The 25601-nt window shown below is 42.8% G+C and carries 15 protein-coding genes and 2 tRNA genes; 14 read left to right on the plus strand and 3 right to left on the minus strand.

Annotation, left to right across the window (positions count from 1 at the left end):
* Positions 1-51: 51 nt before the first annotated feature.
* Positions 52-123: transfer RNA gene (locus ACW6PM_RS11420), tRNA-Asn, on the plus strand.
* A gap of 18 nt (positions 124-141) precedes the next feature.
* Positions 142-212: transfer RNA gene (locus tag ACW6PM_RS11425), tRNA-Cys, on the plus strand.
* A gap of 155 nt (positions 213-367) precedes the next feature.
* Here the strand turns inward: ACW6PM_RS11425 and ACW6PM_RS11430 are convergent.
* On the minus strand, positions 368-1357 hold the full coding sequence (locus ACW6PM_RS11430; RefSeq protein ID WP_456057238.1) for a Gfo/Idh/MocA family protein: 990 nt from the start codon (positions 1355-1357) through the stop codon (positions 368-370).
* Positions 1358-1926: 569 nt separating this feature from the next.
* On the opposite strand from ACW6PM_RS11430, the gene ACW6PM_RS11435 reads away from it, so the two are divergent.
* The 12 genes from ACW6PM_RS11435 (at position 1927) to ACW6PM_RS11490 (ending at position 22605) form a co-directional block, all read left to right on the plus strand.
* Positions 1927-2670, plus strand: a complete 744-nt coding sequence (locus ACW6PM_RS11435) for a DeoR/GlpR family DNA-binding transcription regulator (protein ID WP_308650905.1) — start codon at positions 1927-1929, stop codon at positions 2668-2670.
* A gap of 1 nt (position 2671) precedes the next feature.
* Entirely contained in the window at positions 2672-3589 is a 918-nt protein-coding gene (gene pfkB / locus ACW6PM_RS11440) for a 1-phosphofructokinase (protein WP_448754999.1), read from the plus strand.
* 60 nt (positions 3590-3649) lie between these two features.
* Positions 3650-5578 carry a PTS fructose transporter subunit IIABC gene (locus tag ACW6PM_RS11445; RefSeq protein ID WP_456057239.1) on the plus strand — a complete coding sequence of 643 codons (1929 nt, stop codon included), beginning with the start codon at positions 3650-3652 and terminating at the stop codon, positions 5576-5578.
* Positions 5579-5983: 405 nt separating this feature from the next.
* Positions 5984-7744: a molecular chaperone DnaK gene (gene dnaK, locus ACW6PM_RS11450; RefSeq protein ID WP_456057240.1), complete on the plus strand. Its 1761-nt coding sequence runs from the start codon at positions 5984-5986 to the stop codon at positions 7742-7744.
* 145 nt (positions 7745-7889) lie between these two features.
* Positions 7890-8708: a hypothetical protein gene (locus tag ACW6PM_RS11455; RefSeq protein WP_456057241.1), complete on the plus strand. Its 819-nt coding sequence runs from the start codon at positions 7890-7892 to the stop codon at positions 8706-8708.
* A 178-nt stretch (positions 8709-8886) separates the two neighbouring features.
* Positions 8887-9579, plus strand: a complete 693-nt coding sequence (locus tag ACW6PM_RS11460; protein ID WP_012740951.1) for a response regulator transcription factor — start codon at positions 8887-8889, stop codon at positions 9577-9579.
* Positions 9576-10949 carry a sensor histidine kinase gene (locus ACW6PM_RS11465; RefSeq protein WP_448754995.1) on the plus strand — a complete coding sequence of 458 codons (1374 nt, stop codon included), beginning with the start codon at positions 9576-9578 and terminating at the stop codon, positions 10947-10949. Before ACW6PM_RS11460 ends, ACW6PM_RS11465 begins: the two co-directional genes overlap by 4 nt.
* Before the next feature lie 45 nt (positions 10950-10994).
* Complete coding sequence (locus ACW6PM_RS11470) at positions 10995-13280, plus strand: hydratase (protein ID WP_308657394.1); 2286 nt, start codon at positions 10995-10997, stop codon at positions 13278-13280.
* 15 nt (positions 13281-13295) lie between these two features.
* A complete protein-coding gene (locus ACW6PM_RS11475) occupies positions 13296-14609 on the plus strand; it encodes an AI-2E family transporter (RefSeq protein WP_456057242.1) in 1314 nt (437 codons plus the stop codon).
* Positions 14610-14618: 9 nt separating this feature from the next.
* Positions 14619-17285: a tetratricopeptide repeat protein gene (locus ACW6PM_RS11480; RefSeq protein ID WP_456057243.1), complete on the plus strand. Its 2667-nt coding sequence runs from the start codon at positions 14619-14621 to the stop codon at positions 17283-17285.
* Between the two features lie 20 nt (positions 17286-17305).
* Positions 17306-19261: a 1,4-alpha-glucan branching protein GlgB gene (glgB, locus tag ACW6PM_RS11485; protein WP_456057244.1), complete on the plus strand. Its 1956-nt coding sequence runs from the start codon at positions 17306-17308 to the stop codon at positions 19259-19261.
* A gap of 179 nt (positions 19262-19440) precedes the next feature.
* Positions 19441-22605, plus strand: a complete 3165-nt coding sequence (locus ACW6PM_RS11490; protein WP_456057245.1) for a DUF6240 domain-containing protein — start codon at positions 19441-19443, stop codon at positions 22603-22605.
* On the opposite strand, the gene ACW6PM_RS11495 is transcribed toward ACW6PM_RS11490, so the two are convergent.
* A complete protein-coding gene (locus ACW6PM_RS11495) occupies positions 22562-23284 on the minus strand; it encodes an N-acetylmuramoyl-L-alanine amidase family protein (protein ID WP_456057246.1) in 723 nt (240 codons plus the stop codon). The genes ACW6PM_RS11490 and ACW6PM_RS11495 overlap by 44 nt on opposite strands.
* Before the next feature lie 160 nt (positions 23285-23444).
* Positions 23445-25178: a glycosyl hydrolase family 18 protein gene (locus ACW6PM_RS11500; protein ID WP_456057247.1), complete on the minus strand. Its 1734-nt coding sequence runs from the start codon at positions 25176-25178 to the stop codon at positions 23445-23447.
* Positions 25179-25601: the final 423 nt, after the last annotated feature.

Raw genomic sequence — 25601 nt, forward strand, 5'->3', positions numbered from 1 at the left:
AGAAAAGCAAATCGGAATTGTATGAAGTTTTGAAGGTACAAACCTTAATAATCCTCGATAGCTCAATGGTAGAGCACTCGGCTGTTAACCGAGTTGTTGTAGGTTCGAGCCCTACTCGGGGAGTTTTTTAGTATAATATATGGTGACATAGCCAAGTGGTAAGGCCCCGGTCTGCAACACCGTCATCGCCGGTTCAAATCCGGCTGTCACCTCTCTTAAAAGGACTGCATCGACTTATGATGTAGTCTTTCTTTTATGTACAATAAGTTGCAGATAATATATAAAGAGCAATATAAACCTGATAACAGAATTATATTGCTCTTTTTCAACAACTCTTATCCTTTTTTGAATAGTTGTCGTATTATTATTATTCCTCTTCCGGATATTTCATACCCCATTCAGCTCTTATATCTGACATGATTTTCATTACATCATATGTATATTGACAGTGCATGAGGGTTTCTATTTCATCTGATGATGCTGAGCTTACAGCTTTTTCCATATCACATACTTCGTAATACAGTGCATCTAATGTATCACCGGCATCAATTACTTCTTTATGACCATCCTCTGTGTATGTAATAGTTGCCTGCATTCCTCTTGGATACTCATAGATTTCCACATATGCCTTGTCAAAAGAGAGTGTAGCGCGTTTTGGCTGCTTTGAATGAAGAGATAATGTGACGGTTGCCATTTCGGCTGCATCATTCATAAGCAGAATGCCTGCCTGTTCATCAACACCGGTTGGTGCATATTTAACCTGTGACAATACATGCGTTGGTGTTTCCTTGAAGAACCAGCGGATGAGAGAAAGTGAGTAAACACCAATGTCAAGCAGCGCTCCTCCTGCAAGCTTACGGCTGAAAAACCTGTTTGTCATATTGTAATCCTTGTAGCTTCCAAAATTGACCTGAATTAAATTGAGCCTGCCGAGTTGTCCACTTGCAATTATTTCGTTTAGCTTTTTATAAACAGGCATATGATAGATAGTCATGGCCTCCGCAAGAATAACGTTATTTTCCCTGGCCAATGAGACGGCTTCATCGAGCTCTGCGATATTTAAAGTAATAGATTTCTCACAGAGTACATGCTTTCCATTAGAAAGAGCTTTTCTTAGATAATTAATGTGAGTATTGTGTGGAGTGGAGATGTAAATGATATCCACATCAGGATCATAAAAGACGTCATCAATGTTGTCATATACCTTTGATATGCCATATTTTTGTGCAAAAGCTTCGGCCTTTTCATGAGTCCTGTTGGCAACTGAATAAAGAGTGCGTCCTTCCTTGGAAAGAGCCTGCGCGAGCTCATTAGCTATTACTCCGCAGCCGAGTGTGGCCCAATTAAGCTGTTTCATGTGAAATCCTCCTTTTTTATTTAAAGTATTGTAGCTGTGATGGTACATAAATTATATAAAATAGTGTGAAATAAAAAAAATATGAATTCAAATCATAAAATATATTCAAATCATAAATATATTTAAATAATAAAATATGTACCAGAATGAACATATTCTAGCATGATGAATTATGAATTACAATACATTTAGAATCAAAACAGTCAAAAACAGTCAAAATTGGATGGTGGACAAATCAAAATTAGTCAATTTGAACTATATTTATAAATTATAAATTAGTAATAGAAAAGATACTAAAATTGGCAATTAGGTAAGTAATAATGATTTATATAGTATATTCTACACAAAATTAGAATATTGCTTTTGTGTATATTACACAATTTAAAAGCTGGATTTATATATTTTTAACAATTTTTAATGTGATTATTTGTGAATATAAATGACGGATTATGATTGACAATGAATGATTTTGAAAATATAATTATACTACAAGTTAAATGATTATCGAAATTTTGGGTAGAGAGATTTAATAATAGTCTTTGAATAATTTGATAAACGGGGGTGATTAGATGCTAGCGGAGGATAGATGCAAAAAAATACTTGATATATTGGATACAATGGGGAGTGTGACTGTTCAGCAGCTTATGGACGAGCTTAATATATCGGAGTCGACGATCAGACGTGATCTGGTTGCAATGGACAAAAAGGGTTATCTCACCAAGGTACATGGTGGTGCGATTGCTAATAACACCAATATCCACACTCAGGATGAGAAGGTCATAAGCAGGCTTAAGCAGAATCGCAGCGAAAAGGAACAGATTGCCAGATATGCGGCATCACTTATTGTGGATAATGATTTTGTTTACATTGATGCCGGTACTACAACGGCGGTCATGATTGATTATATAACTGCAAAGAATGTGGTTTTTGTTACAAACTCTCTGACCAATGCCAAGAGAATTTCCGATAGGGGATATACAGTATATATTCTTGGTGGTGAGTTCAAGTCCACTACGGAGGCTATTGTAGGAGACGAGGCGGTTGTGACGCTTGATAAATACAATTTTACGAAGGGCTTCTGGGGTGTTAACGGAATTACTGTAAAGAATGGATTTACGACTCCGGAGATAAAGGAGGCCATGGTTAAAAAGAAATCCATGGAAAACAGCAAGGAGAAATATATTCTTGCGGATGACAGTAAGTTTTCACAGGTATCAAGTATCAAGTTTGCTGATTTTGAAGATGCTGTAATTATTACAAATGCACTGGGCAATGATAAATATAAGAAATACCAAAATATTAAGGAGGTCTAACATGATTTACACAGTTACTTTTAATCCATCATTAGATTATATAGTTGATGTAACAGATTTTAAGACAGGGGTAGTCAATAGAACGACTGGAGAGAAGATTTTTGCAGGTGGCAAGGGAATCAATGTTTCCATGGTTCTTAAAAATCTTGGAATGAGCAATACTTCACTTGGTTTTACAGCGGGTTTTACAGGTAATGAAATTAAACGTCTTTTAGGAGAAAAAGGAGTCAATACTGATTTTATAGAGGTTGAGGATGGTATTTCACGTATCAACGTGAAACTTCGCTCAAATGAGGAATCTGAGATTAATGGTCAGGGACCGGCAATCACTGAGGACAACATTAAAAAGCTTTATGAGAAGCTTGACTGCTTAAAGGAGTCTGATGTGCTTGTGCTTGCAGGAAGTATTCCTGATGTGATGCCTTCATCAATGTATATGGATATTATGAAGCATCTTGAGGGCCGCGGAATAAATATTGTGGTTGATGCGACAAGAAATCTGCTCACAAACGTGCTTCCTTATAAGCCGTTCCTCATTAAGCCAAACAATCATGAGCTCGGTGAGATATTCGGGGTTGAGATTACAGATAAGGACGATGTAATAAAGTATGCAAAGAAGCTTCAGGAGCAGGGTGCAAGAAACGTGCTTGTTTCTATGGCAGGTGACGGAGCAGTGCTTGTGACTGAGGACGGACAGGAGTTTAAGGCAAATGCACCTAAAGGAAAGCTTAAAAACTCTGTAGGAGCAGGAGATTCGATGGTAGCCGGATTTGTTTACGGATACCTCAAATCAAATGATTATAAGCAGGCATTTATTTATGGTGTATGTACAGGAAGTGCAAGCGCATTTTCTGAGGAGCTTGCTACAAAGCCTGAGGTTGAGGCACTTATAGATAAATGGGAGAATGCTTCCAATTAAACAAACGGTATCAAAAGGTTGATATAAATAATTAATATATTCTATCAGGAGGAATGATGTATGACAATCAGGGATTTATTGGCAGCTGAGAGTATCAATTTAAATGGTACGCCTGCCGGAAAAACCGAAGCATTGAATCAGTGTATTGATTTGATGGCAAAAAGTGGCAAAATTGCCGATGTTGAAACGTATCGCAAGGGCGTTTTTGCAAGAGAGGAGGAAGGCACAACAGGAATTGGAATGGGTATAGCAATTCCTCATTGTAAGTCTGATGCCGTTACTAAAGCAGGTCTTGCAGCAATGGTTGTAAAGGATGGGGTTGATTTTGAATCACTCGACGGTACACCTGCAAAGATTATTTTCCTTATCGCTGCACCAAACACAGAGGATAATGTGCATCTTCAGGTGCTCAGCAAGCTTTCTGTTATGCTGATGGACGAGCAGTTTACAAATTCTCTTATCAATGCCGGCTCAGTAGATGAGTTCTTAAATATCATCGACAGTGCTGAAAAGGCAAAGGATGAGAAAGAGGCTGCAAAGGAGGCAAAGGCGAAGGAGCCTGTTGAGGTGAAGAAGAACGATGTATTTATCGTTGCAGTTACAGCCTGTCCTACAGGAATTGCCCATACTTATATGGCTGCTGAGGCTATTGAGAAAAAGGCCAAGGAGCTTGGATATCAGGTAAAGGTTGAGACAAGAGGTTCAGGCGGAGCTAAAAATGTGCTCACAGATGATGAGATTGCAAAGGCTGCCGGTGTTATCGTTGCATGTGATACAAATGTGCCTACAGACCGTTTTGACGGAAAGAAGGTTATTGAGTGTCAGGTTTCTGACGGAATAAATAAGGCAGAGGAACTCGTAAAGAGAATTGCTGCCGGTGATGCTCCTGTATTTAAGGCATCAGGTAAAAAAGAGGCTTCACATTCATCTGTTGGTGGAAAGGAGAGCATTGGACATCAGATTTATAAGCATCTGATGAACGGTGTTTCACATATGCTTCCATTCGTAGTTGGTGGTGGTATTCTTATCGCAATTGCATTCCTTATCGATGGATTCAGTGTTGACCTTAATTCACTGCCGGCTGACCAGAGAGCAAATTTTGGTACTATTACACAGGCCGCAGCATTGTTTAAGGGAATCGGTGGAACAGCATTTGGATTTATGCTTCCTATCCTTGCAGGCTTTATCGCTATGAGTATTGCTGACCGTCCGGGTCTTGCAGTTGGTTTCGTAGGCGGTTCAATCGCAGCAAACGGTACATCAGGCTTCCTTGGAGCACTGGTTGCAGGTTTCGTTGCAGGATATATTGTGCTCCTCTTAAAGAAGATATTCTCTAAGCTTCCTGAGAGTCTTGACGGTATGAAGCCGGTTCTGCTTTATCCGCTGCTTGGTATATTCATCGTGGGCGTTATAATGCAGTTTGTAGTTGAGCCTCCAATCGGAGCTTTAAATACAGCTATCAACAATGGTCTTAATGGACTTAACGGTGCAAGCGCAGTAGTTCTCGGAGTACTTCTCGGAGGAATGATGGCAGTAGATATGGGTGGTCCTGTAAACAAAGCCGCTTATGTATTTGGTACAGCTTCAATCGCTGCCGGAAACTACAATATCATGGCAGCAGTTATGATCGGTGGTATGGTTCCACCACTCGCAATCGCTCTTGCAACAATCTTCTTCAAGAACAAGTTCACAGCAGAGGAGAGAAAGGCAGGACCTACAAACTTTATCATGGGATTATCATTTATCACAGAGGGTGCAATCCCATTTGCAGCATCTGATCCGCTTCATGTCCTTCCGGCATGTGTAGTTGGTTCAGCAGTGGCAGGTGGACTTTCAATGGCATTTGGATGTACACTCATGGCACCTCACGGAGGAATCTTCGTAGTTCCTACAATCGGAAATCCGTTAATGTATCTTGTAGCATTAGTAATCGGAGCCTTCATTGCATGTGGATTACTCGGATTACTCAAGAAAAAAGTAAGTGAATAAGCAATCCTCAATTATCATTTAATCCAATCTATAAACTAATCAACAAAGGCACTGCTTCGGCGGTGTCTTTGTTGTTATGTTGTGTATTAAAAATTAAAAGTATAAACATTCTCTGAAATAACAGCCGCATGCCTTGACGAGAGAATTTTCCAAGCTTAAAGTATTATTAAGACGTAACTATTCAGAACCACTGAGAACAAAAAAGCTGATGCGTCATGCTTGCATGTAAGCAGCAGGTTTTCTTGTTCTCAAGGTGGCTCGAATAGAGCCACCCCCACCCATATGAGCAAAATTAGCTGCGTAGCAGCGGGAAAGCACGGGTAGCGTGCGGTTTTGCGAATGTGCGTGGGTGGTTCTGAATAGTTACATTTAGACAATAAACATTAGTAAACAGTGAGGCAGAAAATGGGCAAGGTTATAGGTATAGATTTAGGAACAACAAACAGCTGTGTGGCAGTACTGGAGAACAATCAGCCGGTAGTCATAACTAACAGCGAGGGACAGAGAACCACGCCGTCTGTAGTGGCTTTTACAAAGAATGGAGAGCGACTGGTGGGAGAGGCTGCAAAGAGGCAGGCAGCGGTCAATGTGGACAGGACATTTTTCTCAATAAAGAGACAGATGGGAAGTGATTTCAGGGCAAAGGTGGACGGAAAGCTGTATTCAGCTCCTGAGATTTCTTCTATGATTCTCAGAAAGCTGAAAAAGGATGCAGAGGACTATATTGGTGAGGCGGTGACCGACGCTGTAATCACCGTTCCTGCATATTTTTCGGATGCACAGAGGCAGGCAACTAAGGATGCGGGAAGGATTGCGGGGCTCAATGTGCTTCGAATCATAAATGAGCCGACCTCTGCGGCACTCGCATACGGACTGGACCATGGACAGCAGCAAAAAATTCTTGTCTACGATCTCGGAGGGGGAACTTTCGATGTGTCTGTTATCGAAATCGGGGACAATCTGATAGAGGTGCTTGCCACAGCCGGTGATAATCATCTGGGTGGAGATGATTTTGATGAGAGAATCACCAATTATCTGGTCACAGAGTTTTACAGACAGCAGAATGTGGATTTGAGAAAGGACAATACTGCTATGCAGCGTGTCAGGGAGGAGGCTGAGAAGGCTAAAAAGGTGCTTTCATCCTCATCCTCAACCACTATCAATCTGCCATTTATCACCACTGTAAAGGGACAGCCTGTTCACATGGAGATGAACCTCACAAGGGCTGAGTTTAATGAGATAACAAAGGATCTGGTGGAGAGAACTGCTATTCCGGTAAATCAGGCACTTTCAGATGCGGGTATTTCCGCAGCGGAGCTTGGTATGGTGCTGTTGGTAGGAGGCTCGACGCGTGTGCCGGCTGTGGTTGAGGAGGTCAGAAGAATTACAGGAAAAGAGCCTTCACACAACTTAAATCCTGACGAGTGCGTGGCACTCGGTGCAGCAGTACAGGGTGGCAAGCTAGGTGGAGCAATCGTCGCAGGCAGCAGTGCGGCAGAGATTATACTGATGGATGTCACACCGCTTTCACTCGGAATCGAGACGGTCGGTGGTGTCTCAACCAAAATTATTGACAGAAATACGACAATTCCTACACGATACAGCCAGATTTTTACAACGGCAGGAAGCTTCCAGACCTCTGTGGATATAAAGGTTTTGCAGGGTGAGAGACAGTTTGCAAGGGACAATAAGCTGATTGGAAACTTCAGGTTAAAGGGTATCAAGCCGGCACCGGCAGGAGTGCCTCAGATAGAGGTTACGTTTGATATAGATGCAAACGGCATTGTGCAGGTTTCTGCAAAGGATCTTGGCACAGGAAAGCATCAGGAGATTACGATTACCGCAAGCTCAAATTTGTCTGATTCTGAGATTGAGCAGGCCATCCGCGAGGCGCAGGAGTATGAGGCAACAGACGGACAGAGAAAGGCTTACATTGATGCAAGGAGTGAGGCTGATACACTTGTGCGCCAGGTGGAAAATGTCATGGCTGACAAGGAAAAAAGAAAGGCTATGGACAGCGCACAGAAAAAGAGTGTGAAATCATCGCTTTCATATGTGAAGAAGCTTATTTCAAGGACAAAGCCCGGAAATGTGAGCGAAGAGCAGGCTGCCGAGATAAAGCATGCGTCAGACGAGCTGAGAAATGCGGCAGCGGGATTGATTTAATTATAAAGGGCTGTAATCAGTAGCTATTATTATTCATTTGGCTATTTACGAGAAGCGGATTTTCATATAAAATATGGGTAAGTGGTGAGTATTCACAACCACCCTGAATAGTTATAATGCTAATTTAAATCCGAGGAAATAGAAAATGAATGCGAACGATAAAACAGAAAAGGTACTAAGAGAAATCCATATCATGCTCTCAAAGGCGGAGCAATATAAGCCGGAGCCGAGCAGGGTAATCATAAACAAGCAGCAGATGATAGATTTACTTGCTGAGCTGAATAAGTGTATATATGCAATGCAGGACGAATATGAGCTTACAGAGCAGAGCCGCAATCATGCAGAGAGAGAGTTTAGAAAGAAGGGCGACCAGATAGTCTGGGATGCAAGCAGAAAGGCTGAGGATGTGTATGCAGCATCGGTTATCTATACGGATGAAGCGCTTTCGAGAGTGCGTGATATCATCAATGATACCAATGAGTCGCTTGAGAAGCTGTGCAAGGACATGAGGGATAAGATTGCAGAACAGGAGAAGATAGTTAAGACTAACCAGTATGAGCTCAAGGGACAGCTTCAGGATTTGTCCGATACGGAAAAGTATCTTAAGATTATCGATGACAGAAATAAGGAGATAGAACGCCAGAAAAATGCAGGTAAGCCTGCAGAGGAGCGCACTATTGACAAGGAAGAGAAGTCTATCTATGCAAACAGGCAGACTGAAATCAAGGTAAATATGGATTATATCAGAAAACTGGGACTTGCTGAGGGCGAGGACCTGGGAGATGGTGTAGTAGGTGAGGTGAAGCTTGCAGACGATATATCTGATGCCGGAACAAATCATAGCAATGATAAGAATGAAGCCAAGGCCGCAAAGCCACCTGTCATCAACACTAAGGAGGGCAAGGAGCTCACAGACGGAATACACAAGATGTGGCAGAGCATCACCGGCAATAGAAATAATTAGCAAATCTGATTAAAAATATAAAGCAGCAGTTCAAAGAAGAACGGCTGCTTTTGGCTTATATTGAAAAATGGTCAATATTAAGCAGATTTTAAGAAAAACAATGTGGATAATCTGATAAAATAAAGCTGACTAACGGCAGGAGAAGGTTTCTAACCAAAATTCATAGAAGGAGGAAAATATGACAATATTAGTTTGTGATGACGACAAGGAAATAGTTGAGGCAATTGAGATTTACCTGATGCAGGAGGGCTATGATGTGGAGAAGGCTTACGACGGCATACAGGCAGTTGAGATTATGAAGAATAAAAAAATAGACCTCATGATAATAGATGTCATGATGCCAAAGCTCGACGGAATAAGAGCCACACTGCAGATACGAAAGGAAAGCAGGGTGCCGATAATCATTCTCTCTGCAAAGACAGAGGATGCAGACAAGATTTTAGGACTCAATGTGGGAGCGGATGATTATGTCACAAAGCCTTTTAATCCGCTTGAGCTTGTGGCAAGGGTAAAGTCGCAGCTTCGCAGATATACCACCCTTTCAAGCAATGATGCAGCAGGAGATAAGGTTTATGAAGCCGGAGGCCTTTTGGTAAATGATGATCTAAAAAAGGTGACTGTGGATGGCGAGGAGGTAAAGCTCACACCGATTGAGTACAATATCCTGCTTCTGCTCCTTAAAAACAAGGGCAAGGTCTACTCAATAAATGAAATATATGAGAGCATATGGAATGAGGAAGCGATAGGCGCCGACAATACAGTTGCAGTACACATCAGACATATCAGGGAAAAAATAGAGATAAATCCTAAGGAGCCACGCTATCTGAAGGTGGTCTGGGGAGTAGGCTATAAGATAGAGGATAACAAATGAAGCAGTATACGATAGGAAAAAAGGCAGCGGTCATAGTTGTGCATCAGCTTTGCATGGTACTTATGGTGACAGGGGTGTATGCCACAGGCTATGCGTTCAGGCACGAAGCACATGGAAATATTGATATATATACACTCATATCACTTGCAGGTCTGGTAGGCAGCTTTGTGAGCCTTGCATACATGGCAAACGTGGCCGGCAGAAAATCAGAGGATGATTACACAATATACTATTTACCGATTGACAGGATATACTCTGATGTGCTGCTTGTGGTATTTACACTGCTCATGGTATTTATGGGAAAAGTGATTTCAGGTGTAAAAAACCAGCACTTTGACTATGCATCACTTATTATGACGGCAGGCACATTTACTTTCTTGTTTGATCTGGCTTTTATTATTTTTTACCAGAGCATTGTAAGGAAGATAAAAGGCAATATACTTTGTACACACAGCCTGCTATATAAGGGCTATGAGCTTCAAAAAAGAGTTATTGAAAAAAAGGATATCCATACACAGAAAACCAAAGAGATAATGCGCATACAGGAGGCACTTGAGGCAATTTCCGAGGGCGCGCTTGACACGACACTCAATGTCAATGAGTTTCATGGGCAGCAAAAAAAGGTAGCTGAGGCTGTCAACCATATACGACAGGGTCTTATGAGCTCCGTGAATGAGAGTCTTAAGAATGAAAAGCTAAAGGCAGATTTAATAACAAACGTATCGCATGATATAAAGACACCTCTGACATCAATAGTCAACTATGTTGATTTACTTAAGAGGGAAAATCTGGACAATGAAAATGCCAAATACTATATACATGTGCTGGAGGATAAATCACAGCGCTTAAAGCAGCTGACAGAGGATCTGGTTGAGACATCAAAGATTACCTCGGGAAATGTGAAGCTCAATATGCAGAAGCTTGATCTGGTTGAGCTTTTATACCAGACCGGAGGCGAATTCAATGAGCGCTTTGAGGCGAGAAATCTGACGATAGTTACAAAAATTCCATCAGAACAGATATTTATCTATGCGGATGGGCGTCAGCTTTACCGCTCTATCGAAAATCTGTATACGAATGCCGCAAAATATGCACTGGAAAACACCAGAGTGTATGTGGAGCTTGAAAAGGCAGACAAAAAGGCAGTTTTTACAATAAAGAATGTGTCAAAGAACGAGCTTGACATAGTAAGCGACGGAAATGTGGACCTGACAGAGCGTTTTGTGAGGGGAGAGAGGTCCAGAACCACAGAAGGAAGTGGTCTGGGACTTTCGATTGCAAAGAATCTGACCCATTTGATGGGAGGAAAATTCGAAATTAAGGTAGATGGTGATTTATTTATTGCCACAATTACCTATAATATTATATAATAGTAAATAAAAGAATTTTGAAATACACATACGGAGGTAGAATAAGTGAAATTATATGAAAATGGTGCTTACCTTTTAAACGGTAAGGAAGTAGTGATTGATGGACCGGAGGCGCAGGCAGCAGTCAAAAGCAAGACCGGCAGGGACATCGACAAACAGACAGCTAAGCAGGAGACAATTGCTTACGGTATTTTAAAGGAGCACAATACATCCGGCAATATGGACAAGCTTCAGATTAAGTTTGATAAGCTCACATCGCATGATATCACATTTGTAGGTATCATCCAGACAGCACGAGCTTCAGGACTTGAGAAATTTCCTATCCCGTATGTACTCACAAACTGCCATAACAGCCTTTGTGCAGTAGGTGGAACAATCAATGAGGATGACCACATGTTTGGACTCACATGTGCCAAGAAGTACGGTGGAATCTATGTACCACCTCATCAGGCAGTTATCCATCAGTTCGCACGAGAGATGCTCGCAGGCGGCGGAAAAATGATACTTGGCTCTGATTCACATACACGCTATGGTGCACTTGGCACTATGGCAGTTGGTGAGGGTGGACCTGAGCTTGTTAAGCAGCTTCTCGAGCAGACATATGATATTGATATGCCTGAGGTGGTAGGTATTTACCTTACAGGAGAGCCAATCAAGGGCGTTGGACCACAGGATGTGGCACTTGCAATCATCGGAGAGGTATTCGGAAACGGCTTCGTAAAGAACAAGGTTATGGAGTTCGTAGGACCGGGTGTTTCTAATCTGAGTGTTGACTTCCGTATAGGTGTCGATGTTATGACAACAGAGACCACATGTCTTTCTTCAATCTGGAGAACAGATGACAAGGTTAAGGAGTTCTTCGAGATTCACGACAGAGCTGATGACCACAAGGAGCTTAATCCGGGTGAGGTGGCTTACTACGACAGATTTATCGAGATTGACTTAAGCCAGATCCGCCCTATGATAGCTATGCCTTTCCACCCAAGCAATACCTATACTATCGATGAGCTCAATGCAAACCTCATGGATATCCTCGATGACTGCGAGAAGAGAGCTGAGGTAAGCTTTGACGGCAAGGTGAAGCTTGATTTAAAGAGCAAGGTAAGAGACGGAAGACTGTATGTAGATCAGGGAATCATCGCAGGCTGTGCAGGCGGTGGATTCGAGAATATCTGCGATGCGGCTGATATATTAAACGGACATTCAATCGGAGCAGACGAGTTTACACTGAGTGTTTACCCTGCATCTACTCCAATATACATGGAGCTTGTGAAAAACGGAGCTGTAGCGAAGCTGCTTGAGACAGGTGCAATCGTAAAGACTGCTTTCTGCGGACCTTGCTTTGGTGCCGGAGATACACCTGCCAACAACGCATTCTCTATCCGTCATTCAACAAGAAACTTCCCTAACAGAGAGGGCTCTAAGGTACAGAACGGACAGATCAGCTCAGTTGCACTCATGGATGCCCGTTCAATCGCTGCAACTGCAGCAAACAAGGGCTTCCTTACATCAGCAGCGGATATTGATGTCAACTTTACAAAGCCTAAATATTTCTTTGACAAGACTATATATGAGAACCGTGTATTTGACAGCCATGGAGTGGCAGATCCTTCAGTTGAGATCCAGCTCGGACCAAACATCAAGGACTGGCCTGCAATGAGCGCGCTTCCTGAGAATATGCTTCTCAAGGTGGTTTCAGAGATCCACGATCCTGTTACTACAACAGATGAGCTCATCCCTTCAGGAGAGACATCTTCATACCGTTCAAATCCTCTTGGACTTGCAGAGTTTGCACTTTCAAGAAAGGATCCTGAGTATGTAGGAAGAGCAAAGGAAATCCAGAAGGCACAGAAGGCTATAGAAAGCGGTGAGTGCGCAGGCAAGGCTGTTCCTGAGGTTGCTGAAATCATGGGAGTGGTAAAGAAAAAATTCCCTGAGGCAAGCCATGAGAATATGGGCTTCGGAAGCACAATCTTTGCTGTTAAGCCGGGTGACGGCTCTGCAAGAGAGCAGGCTGCAAGCTGCCAGAAGGTGCTTGGAGGCTGGGCAAACATCGCAAACGAGTATGCCACAAAGAGATACCGTTCAAATCTTATCAACTGGGGAATGCTTCCATTCATTATCGATGAGGGGGAGCTTCCATTCCACAATCTCGACTACATTTTCCTTCCGGGAATCAGGAAAGAAATCGAGGATGCAAAGACTGAGTTTGAGGCATATGTTGTCAAGGATGGAGAGTTAAAGCCATTTACACTGAAGATGGGTGAGCTCACAGATGATGAGAGAGAGATAATATTAAAGGGATGTCTCATCAACTATAACCGTAAATAAGGAGAGTTTAATCCGATGGAAGAGACCGGAAAAGCTGGTAAAAAATCAAACATTGAGATAAATGCAGATAAGGGTGCGAAGCAAAATCCGCACCCGGGGCGTGAGGAATGGCCACACCTGATCAGAATAGGTGTCATGGTATTTGTCACATTTGCCGTCTGTATACTGTTTTTCTTTGCACTGTACAGATTTGAGGGCTTTGCAGGCATATGGAACAAGCTGTTTGCGGCAGCGATGCCTATTATAATGGGACTTGTGCTTGCATACCTGATGAATCCGGTCATGCTATGGCTGGAAAGAGGCTTTAAAAAGCTTTTTGCCAAAAAGATAAAGAGCGAAAGAAAGCTGAGAAAGGTCTCAAGAGCTCTTGCAATCACAGGCTCGGTGATTATTCTGGTAGCAATTATTTCACTTCTCATTGCGGCTATTGTGCCTTCTGTCATAGCAAGTGTATCAGGGCTTATGAAGACACTGCCAAATGATGTTGCCGCATTTATCAATATGATAAAGCATGGCAATTTCGGGGACAGCAAATTAGCGGAGCTCGCGAGCACAGGTTTACAGAATGCAACCGACTACATTGAGAACTATGCCACAGAAAAGCTCATTCCCGAGGCACAGAAGTATGTTGCACAGATTACGACCGGTGTGATTTCTGTGGTGAAGGGCTTACTCAATTTCATTATCGGAATTATCGTGATGGTCTATGTGATGAGTATCCAGGAGACTCTCGCAGGACAGAGCAAAAAGATAATATACGCTGTCTGCAAGCCAAAGACAGGCAATATCATCATTGAGACACTCAGAAAGACAAATGAGATTTTTGGAGGCTTCATAAGCGGTAAGATAATAGATTCACTGATTATAGGTGTGATTGCATATTTCGGATGTCTGATTTTAAGGATTCCGTCATCAGTGCTCGTTGCAGTGATTATCGGTGTCACAAATGTGATTCCGGTATTCGGACCGTTTATCGGTGCAATTCCATCGTTACTCATAGTGGTAATTCAGAGTCCGTGGCACGCACTTTATCTTTTGATATTTATTGTTGTGCTGCAGCAGGTGGATGGCAATATCATAGGACCAAAGATACTTGGCTCATCTACAGGACTTTCGACCTTCTGGGTTATGTTTGCCATACTAATCGGCGGAGGAATGTTTGGTTTTCTTGGAATGTTACTTGGTGTTCCGACCTTTGCTGTGATATACTATATTGTGAGAAGAGTTGTTAATTATGCACTCAGGAAAAAGAAGCTTCCTGAGGACACAAGGGATTATACAAAGACAACAGGTGTAGATACAAAAAATAATAAGCTTAAATACGAGTAGGTGAAATAAGTGGATAAATACGAATACAATCTCAAGCTGGATCAGATAAAAGCCCTAAGCGCCGAGGAGGGCTATATGAGCGCGGCGGAGATTGCAGATAGCATAAACTGGAACAAAATTAAAAATGTAAATACACTCGTTAAAATCGGCGAAATCTACGAGAAGGCCGAGAGATACCAGGATGCAAGGGACATACTTTTAATGGCCTATGACCGTTCTCCAATCGGCAGGATGATCATATACAGACTGGCTGAGGTTGCCATCAAGATGGGTGATTATGATGCAGCTACCGAGTATTATGATGAGTTCGTTGAGATAGCGCCTCATGATGATATGAAGTATGTGCTAAGGTATGCCATCAAAAAAGGGCAGGGAGCTTCATTTGATGAGCTCATCACTATTCTGGAAGAGTACAAGGACGAAGAATACACTGAGGAGTGGGCGTATGAGCTTGCATACCTGTACCACAAGGCAGGAAAAGCCGACAAGTGTATAGAGGCCTGCGATGAGCTTATTCTGTGGTTCGGAGACGGACCATATGTGGAGCGTGCGCTGGAGCTTAAGATGCTTTATCAGCCGCTTACCAAGGCTCAGGAGGAAAAGTACAGACGATTCAAGGCAGAGAAGGAAAAGCCGGCTAAAACAAAGGATACAGCTGAGGTCACTGAGATAGGTGCCATGGAGATGGTAAAGGGCGGAGAGATAGTACATGATGATGTAACCATTCCGCAGATTACCGTAAATCAGGAGAAATTCAATACTGTAAATCTACAGCAGGAGATTGCCAAGGGTATGCAGCAGATCATGGAGGCCAAGGGCAAGAATGAGGTTGCTGATACCATGGATACCATCAAGAAGATAGTTGAGGATATTCCTTATCTCAAGCTCGAAAAGGAGCAGGAGGATGAGTGTGTCAAGCAGCCTGAGGAGACAGAGCATATCGCTACAGATGAAGAGATAGATGGCTCACTTAAGCTGAATTTCAAGGAGCTTTTGGGTGAGGACGCTGACGGACAGATGTCTATGGTCATGAGTGAAAAGACTCAGCTTGAGCATCAGATTACGGGACAGATGTCTATACAGGATGTGCTTGAAGAGTGGGAAAAGACCAGACATGCAGCTGAAATTGCGCTAAGGGAGGCCGAGCAGCAGAAGCTTGAGTCGGCTAAGGCAAGGGCGCTTCAGGAGGCAGGAGACATCATGGAGAGACTAAATGATGTCATTCCAAAGCTGGATGCGGGTGTGACACCGAAGGAGCTTCTTGAGGAGGAGTATCTTAAGGTGCCGGTTGATATCACAGGACCGGAGGCAGCAGTGGAGGAGCCTGAAGCCGAGCAGAAACCGGATATGCAGGAGCTTTACGCAGAGGAGACTGTGGATGAAGCACAGGAGCTGCAGGAAGCAGAGGATGAGGCTGTAGACGAGGTGCAGGAGCCGCAGGAAGCAGAGGATGAGGCTGTAGACGAGGTGCAGGAGCCGCAGGAAGCAGAGGATGAGGCTGTAGACGAGGTACAGGAGCCACAGGAAGCAGTGGATGAGACTACAGATGAAGTCAAGGAACCGGTTGGAGAGCCGGAGGATATAATTGTGGCAGAGGAGTCTGAGACAGATGAGATACTCATGCAGCCGACTACCATGATGCCTGAAATAACAGATGATATGTTAAATGCCGATGATGATACAGCAGATGAAGAGGCTACACAGGAGGAAGAAAACACTTCTGAGAAGAGGGATTTTGATCATGTGACATCATTTATCGAACAGGAAATAGCCAAGATGACAGCAAAGAATCCGGGACTGGAGAAGAAGCTGGATATGGCTAAGACAAGAAAAATGCCGGATATTTCATTGCCGGAGGATTTAGACAGCGAAGAAGATGACTCGAAATTGAAAGAAACAAAACATATAAAAGAGCTTACAAGCGAACAGAAGGCTATATTTTCATATTTTATACCGGTAAAGGGTATGGAGGATCAGATTTGCAAGGCATACAATGCAGTGCTTGATCATTTCAACAGGAAGGAAAATGCATCCACAGGCAACCTGATTATACAGGGAGAACAGGGCTGTGGAAAGACAATGCTTGCTACAAGCTTCATAAAAGTATTACAAAAAGACGGTGAACAGCTCACAGGCAAGATGGGCAAGATAGATGCTGCCGCGCTCAATAAAAAGGATGTGCAGCAGGTAGTCAGAAAGATAACAGGAGGCTGCCTCATCATAGAAAGAGCCGGAGACATCGACCGCAGTATAGCGGCACAGCTATCATTTTTGATGGAGCATGATATTACCGGAACACTCTATATACTTGAGGATACATCAAAGGGTATAAAGAAGGCTCTCTCAATGGATGAAGGCTTTGCAGCCAAGTTCACGGAAAAGATATCGGTTCCTATTTTTACAAATGATGAGCTGGTATTGTTTGCTAAATCATACTCTGCAGAGCTTGGGTACAAGATAGATGAGATGGCTATTCTGGCATTGCATAACAGAATCAGCAATATTGAGAGGATAGACCAGGCTACCACTCTGACAGAGGTCAAGGACATAATTGACGAGGCCATAGACAGGGAGGCTCACAGCGGACTTAAGAAGGCTATAAGTATTCTGACAGCCAAGAGATATACAGATGATGACCGAATTGTACTCAAAGAGGATCATTTCAGAGAAAAATAAATACTTATGGGGGTATATATATGTGTAATTTTACAGCAATGGATTGTTACCTGTTTGGTCAGGCAACACACTATGATATCTACAAAAAGATGGGTGCTCACTTAGCTGAGCGCAAAGGGAAAAAAGGAGTGTGCTTTGACGTCTGGGCGCCACATGCGAGGGAAGTATATGTATTTGGTGAGTTCAATGACTGGAATGAGACCAGCCATGAGATGAAGCGCGTAGAGCCTGAAACCATGGGCGTGTATGAGCTTTTTGTACCGGGAGCGCAAAAGGGTCAGATGTATAAGTTTATTATAGTCACTGAACAGGGTGACAAGCTGTACAAGGCAGATCCATATGCAAACTACGCAGAGCTTCGTCCGGGAACAGCGTCTATCATTACAGATATCGAGCACTTCACATGGACTGACAAAGAATGGATGGATAAGAGGAAAGCAAAGTCAGATGCTGATGTATATTCTTCACCTATGTCTATATATGAGTGTCATCCGGGCTCATGGATGAGACATCCGGGCAGAGAGGATGAGGGCTTTTATACATACAGGGAGCTTGCAAAATCGCTTATATCCTATGTGAAGACTATGGGATATACACATATTGAGCTGATGGGTATTTCAGAGTATCCGTTTGATGGCTCATGGGGATATCAGGTGACAGGCTACTATGCACCTACATCGAGGTATGGAGAGCCTGAGGATTTTGCATACTTTGTTGATCAGTGCCATAAAAATAATATCGGAGTAATCCTCGACTGGGTTCCTGCACATTTTCCAAAGGATGCGCATGGACTTGCCAATTTTGACGGAACAGCCACATATGAGTATGCAGACCCGAGAAAGGGAGAACATCCTGACTGGGGCACAAAGATATTCGACTACGGTAAGAATGAGGTAAAGAACTTCCTTATCGGAAGTGCACTTATGTGGATAGAAAATTACCACGTAGACGGACTGAGAGTGGATGCGGTTGCGTCAATGCTCTATCTCGACTACGGAAAGAACGATGGACAGTGGGTGCCAAACAAGTTCGGAGGCAATAAGAACCTTGAGGCAGTAGAGTTTTTCAAGCATATCAACACACTTATACTCGGAAGAAATCATGGAACAGTCATGATAGCCGAGGAGTCTACCGCATGGCCAAAGGTAACGGGCAAGGTAGAGGATGACGGACTGAACTTCAGCTACAAGTGGAACATGGGATGGATGCATGATTTCCTTGATTACATGAAGCTGGATCCATATTTCCGTAAAAATAATCACAACAAGATGACCTTTGCAATGAGCTACAATGAGAGTGAGAAATATATTCTGGTGCTGTCACACGACGAGGTGGTACATCTGAAGTGCTCTATGCTCAATAAAATGCCGGGCTTAGAAGAGGATAAATTCAAAAACCTCATGGCAGGATATGCATTTATGATGGGACACTGTGGCAAGAAGCTTCTGTTCATGGGACAGGAGTTTGCACAGAAGCAGGAGTGGAGTGAGGAAAGAGAGCTCGACTGGTATCTGCTTGAGAATCCGGAGCATAAAAAAATCCAGAACTGGGTAAAGGAACTGCTTCATCTCTATAGAAGAAACCGCTGCCTGTACGAGCTGGATTCAAGCTGGGAAGGCTTTGAATGGATAAATGCAAACGATGCAGACAGAAGCATCTTCAGCTTTATCAGAAAGAGCAAGGATGGCAAGAATAATATGCTCTTTGTCATCAATTTCACACCGGTAGAGAGACCTGATTACAGAGTCGGAGTGCCAAAGCACAAGACATATCAGCTCGTTTTAGACAGCGAGGATCCTAAATTTACCGGCAAAACGGTACAGGAGCCTGTAAAGAAGGCTGCAAAGGGCAGAGGTAAAGCAAAACAGTCATATAAGAAGCTGGATTATAAGGCAGTCAAATCAGAGTGTGATGGCAGACCATTTTCATTTGCTTATCCGCTTGCGCCTTACGGAGTTGCTGTATTTAAATACTAATATACAAGTGTATAGACGGGAAAAGACCGCACCGATTTAAAGTGCGGTCTTTATTTTTGTGTATTGTTGTCGATATATAATAAAAAGATAACTATTCAGAACCACAAAAGTACGAAGTATGAATATCCATAAATAAAAGCTGCAGAGATGGTATATATGCAGGGCACGGAGCAGGAAATATGCAGATAGAGAATTTGATTAATAAAAGCACAGATACGAAAAATACAGACACAAAAACCATAAATGACATGACAGCGGGTATGCGTGTGTCAGACTACATAAAGACAGACAGCAGTGACAATATGTCAAAAAAGGCAGCTGTGGTCGGTTCGTCAAATTCTGTTGATATGTCGGATACGATATATGCAAGACCACAGGAGAAAAACAAAGCCGGGACCAAGGATGGCACAGATATAGCAGAGAATCTGCTAAGTGACATGAATCAGACCTCAGAAAACAGGCGAAATGATATGATTGTCACTGCAAGCACCACCACGAGTGATGATTACAAGGCTGCAAAGGATGAAGGCTATGATGTCATTGTCACAGAGACTGACAAGATAAAAGCAGTGCTGGCAAAGGCAGGTGTAGATATATCCATATATGGAGATGACATAAGCAAGGAGCAGCTCACGGATATCACGGGAAGTCAGGCTGAGGCTGCCATGCTTGTCAATCAGATGAAAGCATATGATATTCCTGCTACAGATGACAATATAAAGTCAGGTACAGATGCCATAAATATGGCAAAGAGCCTTACAAATATATCAAATGAGACAAAGGCATATCTGGTCAGAAATAATATGAATCCGACTGTTTCCAATGTATACAAGGCTACATACAGCAGCAGTCAGGTACAAAATGACAGGCAGAAAGCTGAAACGAAAGAGATATCCGATGAGCTGTTTGAAGAGCTTAAACCACAGCTAAAGCAGATATTAGAGGAAGCTCATATAGATGGTAGTGACGAGAATCTGAATCAGTGCAGATGGCTGATAGATGAAGATATAGCCGTTACACCTGATAATTTGCTGCTTGCAAATCAGATAGACAGCATCACCGCAGCAGGAGAAAATGTAAGCAGTGATTTTTATGCAAGGGCAGTCACAGAAGCACTGGCCATGGGAAAAAAGGCTGCAGATGCCACTATGTTACAGGATGGTCTGACCTTTGACATGGCAAGGGAGGCATGTGATGTACTTGGTGAGGCAACTGCAGAGGACATTGTCACATTAGAGTCAGATAACATGCCTGTCACCATAGAGAATTTGTCAAAGCTTATAGCTGAAAGGGGCAAGGATGGTGCAGCATCGAAGGTCTTATCGGATAAAGCAACGGATAATCAGATTACAGACAGCCGGGAGGCAAGGCTTGTGACAGCTCAAAGAAAGCTTGAGGAAGCAAGACTTGCCATGACAGCAGAAGCCAACCTTTCACTCATAAAAAAGGGAGTTTCAATAGACACAGAGCCTATTGAACGTGTGGTGGAGCTGCTCAAGCAGCAGGAAAATAAATACTACGGAGCGCTGTTTGGTGAGAGCAGCGTAGAGGCGTCTGATGACAGGGTGCGTATGTACAATAACGTGTGCGATATTTTTAATCAGATGAAGCAGCAGCCGGCGTATGTACTGACTTTGGAATCCGCTGATGACACTGTGTATGAGCTGTACACAGCAGGCAGGGCAATGAAGCAGTCATTAGAAGCAGCAGCCTTGGGCTATGAGACTCTTATGACAGCACCGCGTGCGGATATGGGAGACAGTATCTCAAAAGCATTTCGGAATGTGGATGATATACTTAAGGAGCTTCAGATAGATACATCTGAAAGCAATCGCAGGGCTGTGCGGATTCTTGCGTATAACAGTACCGATATCACAGAGGATAATATAAAGCAGATAAAGTCTGTAGATGAGCAGGTGCAAAGAGCATTAAACGACATGACACCGGCTGTGACGCTTGAGATGATAAAAAGAGGTATATCACCGCTTGATATGAGCATGAGTGACATAAGTGACACAGCCAGACAGATAAAATCAGAAAATCCTGATGAAAGAGATGAAAAATTCAGCGAGTTTCTCTGGAAGCTTGAAAAGAAAAATGAAATCTCAGAGGAGGAAAGGGACTCATATATAGGCATATACAGGCTTATCTCACAGGTGGAGCAGTCAGATGGAGCAGTCATAGGCTCACTTGTCAATCAGGGCGCAGATATTACGATGAAAAATCTGCTTACGGCGGTCCGCACAAGAGGAAAGAGTGCCATGGATTATAAGGTGGACGATAGCTTTGCCGGAGTGGAGGGAGTAAGCAAGGGAGCCAGAATTGATGAGCAGATAGAAAGCGCATATCACACAAACTGTCTAAGAGATGTGCTTGATACACTTTCACCTGAGAAAATGGAGTTTGTGCAGGATGACAGCTGGCTTGAGATGACTCCGGAGCAGCTAAAGCAGGCGGTATATGAGGCAGACGAGGATAATGCACTATCAGAGCAATATGCCACGGAGCAGCTCAGACAGTTCAATCAGGCGGTTTCGGAGCCTGAAAGTGTGTATGCTTTTTTGGAAAAATATGATGTAAAAACAACTGCGGTAAACCTCATGGCAGCGTCGCGGCTGATGAAAAATCCATCAGAAGCAGTAAGAAATCTGTGGGAGCGTGGAGAAAGTGCTACGGCAAGGGCACTTTTGGATGAGACACTAAGACGATTTTCTGAGTCGGTAAAAAATCCAAAGGAGCTTGCGCAGGCACAGGAAACGCTGGCTGATACAGCTGAGCATGTGATGGATTCGATGATTATAGAGGACAGGCACACCGGCTCAATAGATATCAGACAGATGAAGCTATTGTGCGGTCAGCTAAGGATAGCTTCAAATATGTCGAGACAGGAAAACTATATCGTACCGATAGAGACGGCAGACGGAGTGACCGGCATGAAGCTTAGTATAGTAAGGGGCGAGGATAAAAAGGGCCTGGTTGACATATTCCTTGAGGACAAAAAATACGGCAGGGTTGCTGCATATTTTGAGGCAAAGGAGAACTCAGTAGCTGCGATGATAGTCACAGACAATGAGCAGACCAAAAAGCTGTTTGAAGACAATATCACTATGTTTGAGGCGGGAATAAGTGATGGTGAACAGAGCGTGCGCATAGATGTGGCACTGGAGCATGATATATCTGCAAAGGAGCCTAAGATGTCTTATATGAAATCGAATACAGAGTCAGATACTGAGACAGAAAAGCAGCCTGATGGCAGCGAAGGAGTCCAGACCACCAGACTGTATCACATTGCAGAGCAGTTTATTGTAAATGTACAGAGGGTGTTTGGGCCAGATAGTCTGTAACACCGATATATATAGCATGGGCCAGAGCATCCCGGTAGTCATTGTCAGAAAGAAGAAGTGTCTCAGCAGGGTTACTCAAGAATCCACATTCTACGATTACGGTCGGGGATGTGGATTTTTTTAGTATAAAGTAGTCTTTGTTGGGCTTGATGCTTCGTGGCTTTGCAACACAAAGAGAGGTATTTAAAGCTCCAAGAACAGAGGATGCAAGCTCTTTTCCGGTATCAGAGTCGGCATAGTAGAATACCTGTGGCCCACTGCTTGAATTGTCCTCAAAGCTGTTTTGATGGATACTGATGCTGACAGCCACATTGCTTTGAGACATCAGGGCGGCTCTTTTTGTCAGATCATCGGTTTTTGGATGCTTAGAATTATCCGGGGCGAGATCACAGTCGGTGGTTCTTGTCATGACAACAGTAAAGCCACGATTTTCAAACAGCTGTTTAAGAGCCATTGCAATGCTCAGGTTGACATCCTTTTCCATGACACCGGAGGCAGAAATCTTACCGGGATCACTTCCACCGTGGCCCGGATCTATTACAATAACAGTAGAATTGGTATTTTTGCCGGTATTTTTGGCAAGAGCGCAGACGCCTCTTCCGAGGCAGAAGGACAGAATAAATAGAGCTAAAATCAGGCAGTATTTGTTCTTCTTGAAAATATACATATTTTTTTTCATAATGAATACCTATAAAAAACCCGATGCACATGGAAGGCATCGGGTGTGTTTGTATATTATATGATTGGCTTATGTCATTTATAACCTATAAAAATGATTGAAACATACTGTAGCTGTGTGAAAAGGTAAGGCATGGCCCGGTTCAGTAAGCCTTATGCAATCAGTCAAGATACTTGATAACAGTATCCCAGACAGATGAATTTTCAAAGCCAAGCTTCCAGAATGCTGCACCGGCGAGCTTATTGTCATCGACGAGCTTGAGCCTTTTCTCTAAGGATGTGCTGTCCTCGAGCCATACCTTGTACAGCTTGTTGGATGCAGACCACTCAGCGTAGTTCTGGCCGGATTCCTCATCAAGAGAAGCTGTGGCATTGTTTGTGGCAAGCTGTGTGGCAGCTGCGTCCATACCATATACCTGTGAGGCAACAGTGTATTTTGACTGATCCTCGGTATCAGTCACGGCATCATCGTCCTCCTTTGGAGTGAGCTCCCATATTCTGGTATAAAATGGCATACCGAGAATAATCTGGTCAGCGGGAACCTCCTTCAGAGTGGCTTCAACACCCTCAGTTACCCATGGAATGGAAGAAACCGAGCCGGCATCAGAGCCCTTATAGTGCTCATCGTATCCCATGATCACAATATAATCGGCAAAATTTGCCATATCAGAGCGATTGAAGAACTTGTTGAAGCTGGCAGGTACGGTGACATCAACTGAAAGTGATATACCGTTATTGTGGCACTTTATTGCAAGCTCTCTGATAAACTCGATGTAAGAGTCTCCATAGGCTGCCTCTGTGATATTTTCAAAGTCGATATTTACACCATCAAGCTCATAGTTAAATGCAGCCGACATAATCTGATTGATCAGGGTAGTTCTCGTGGATGTATGTGTGAGCACATATGCTGCATCTACATCAGTATTTTCAAAGTTACTGAACAGTCCCCATACCTCAATGCCTTGGGAATGACAGTAGCTGACATAATCCTTGCTCGCTATATCTGCAAGATTACCGTTGTTGTCGTTTAAGTAAAACCATGTTGGTGACATTACATTTATGCCCTTGGTAGATGAAATTACCTTAGCAACCTTACTGTTTGCTGACTGGCTGGTTACCTGATTCCAGGCAAGACAGATATCCTTATCCTTCTTGATATGTGTAAAGGTCTCTTCCTCATAGTCAGGATTTGTAAGCTTGGTCTTTTTGCTCTCGGACATAGCCTTACTCTTTATATATCCAATGATGCCGTCCTCTGTGGCAACCTTATCCCACTTGTCACCGGAATCAAGGATTGTAAGCGTATCATTCTTTTTCACCTGTTTTAAAATAGGACTCTTTATGCCACCCTTTACGCGGACCTGGGTAGACTTGTTTACAGTGGCACTGTCTATTTCATCCCATTTGCTTGTGATGACGACGCGTGCCGGGTCATCATATGACTTAAAGGTGATATTGGAGTACTGCTTTACATAATCCAAAGCGATAAGCGCAGAGTCAGAGGTAGCCTTCACAATCGGATAGCCAAAGTCATTGGTCTGCTTTGTGACACTGTAGCTATTGCTGTCAGCTGCAGCTGAGATGATATCAGATGCAGTTGTGTAAAGAAGCACATTCTCATTTGCATCCCAGTAAAATCTGGAATTTAATGAGTCATGAACAAACCTGTAATCAACGTATACTTTGTCATCTATTATTTTAGCCTTGTAATCGGATAGCTCATTATCTACAATGAGAGCAGCCTCATCATCAGAAGAGATATTGAAATACTCCTTCAGATCCTCTGTCTTTTTCGTAGGGGTGTATTTATTGATAAGAGCAGTTATACCCATTATTATTACAACGAGGATAATAAGTCCGGTTACTATAAGTGCAGGCAATACTTTCTTTTTCATGTGTAAAAATCCTTTCCTATTATTTGATGTCTAAATTGCTTAAGCTAATTATACCATTGTGAAAAAGCTTATTCAAATAATATGAAATAAATTTGTAATAAATTAAGAAATTCTTTTATGCATTTTGGCGCGGAAGGAGCAAAAGAGTCCCCCGCGCACAAAGCTTTTCTTTTTAAAATATGTCTTTTGATTGTCTTTTTGCATTTAAACGGGGTAAAGGACCAAAAATATGCTGACATCGATTTCTTGCAGAATGATAAAATATGATACTAATCCATAAGTATAGATTTTTCTGAAATTGATATTTCCGGAGCTTTCCACACCCAATTTAATTGCTGATTTTTAGTTTCGTTTAATTTGATAAAATATCTGTAAAAATTCCAATATATAAATATAGTTTATTCTTCTATAAAAATACCTCCG

Source organism: Agathobacter sp. (genome assembly GCF_977054825.1).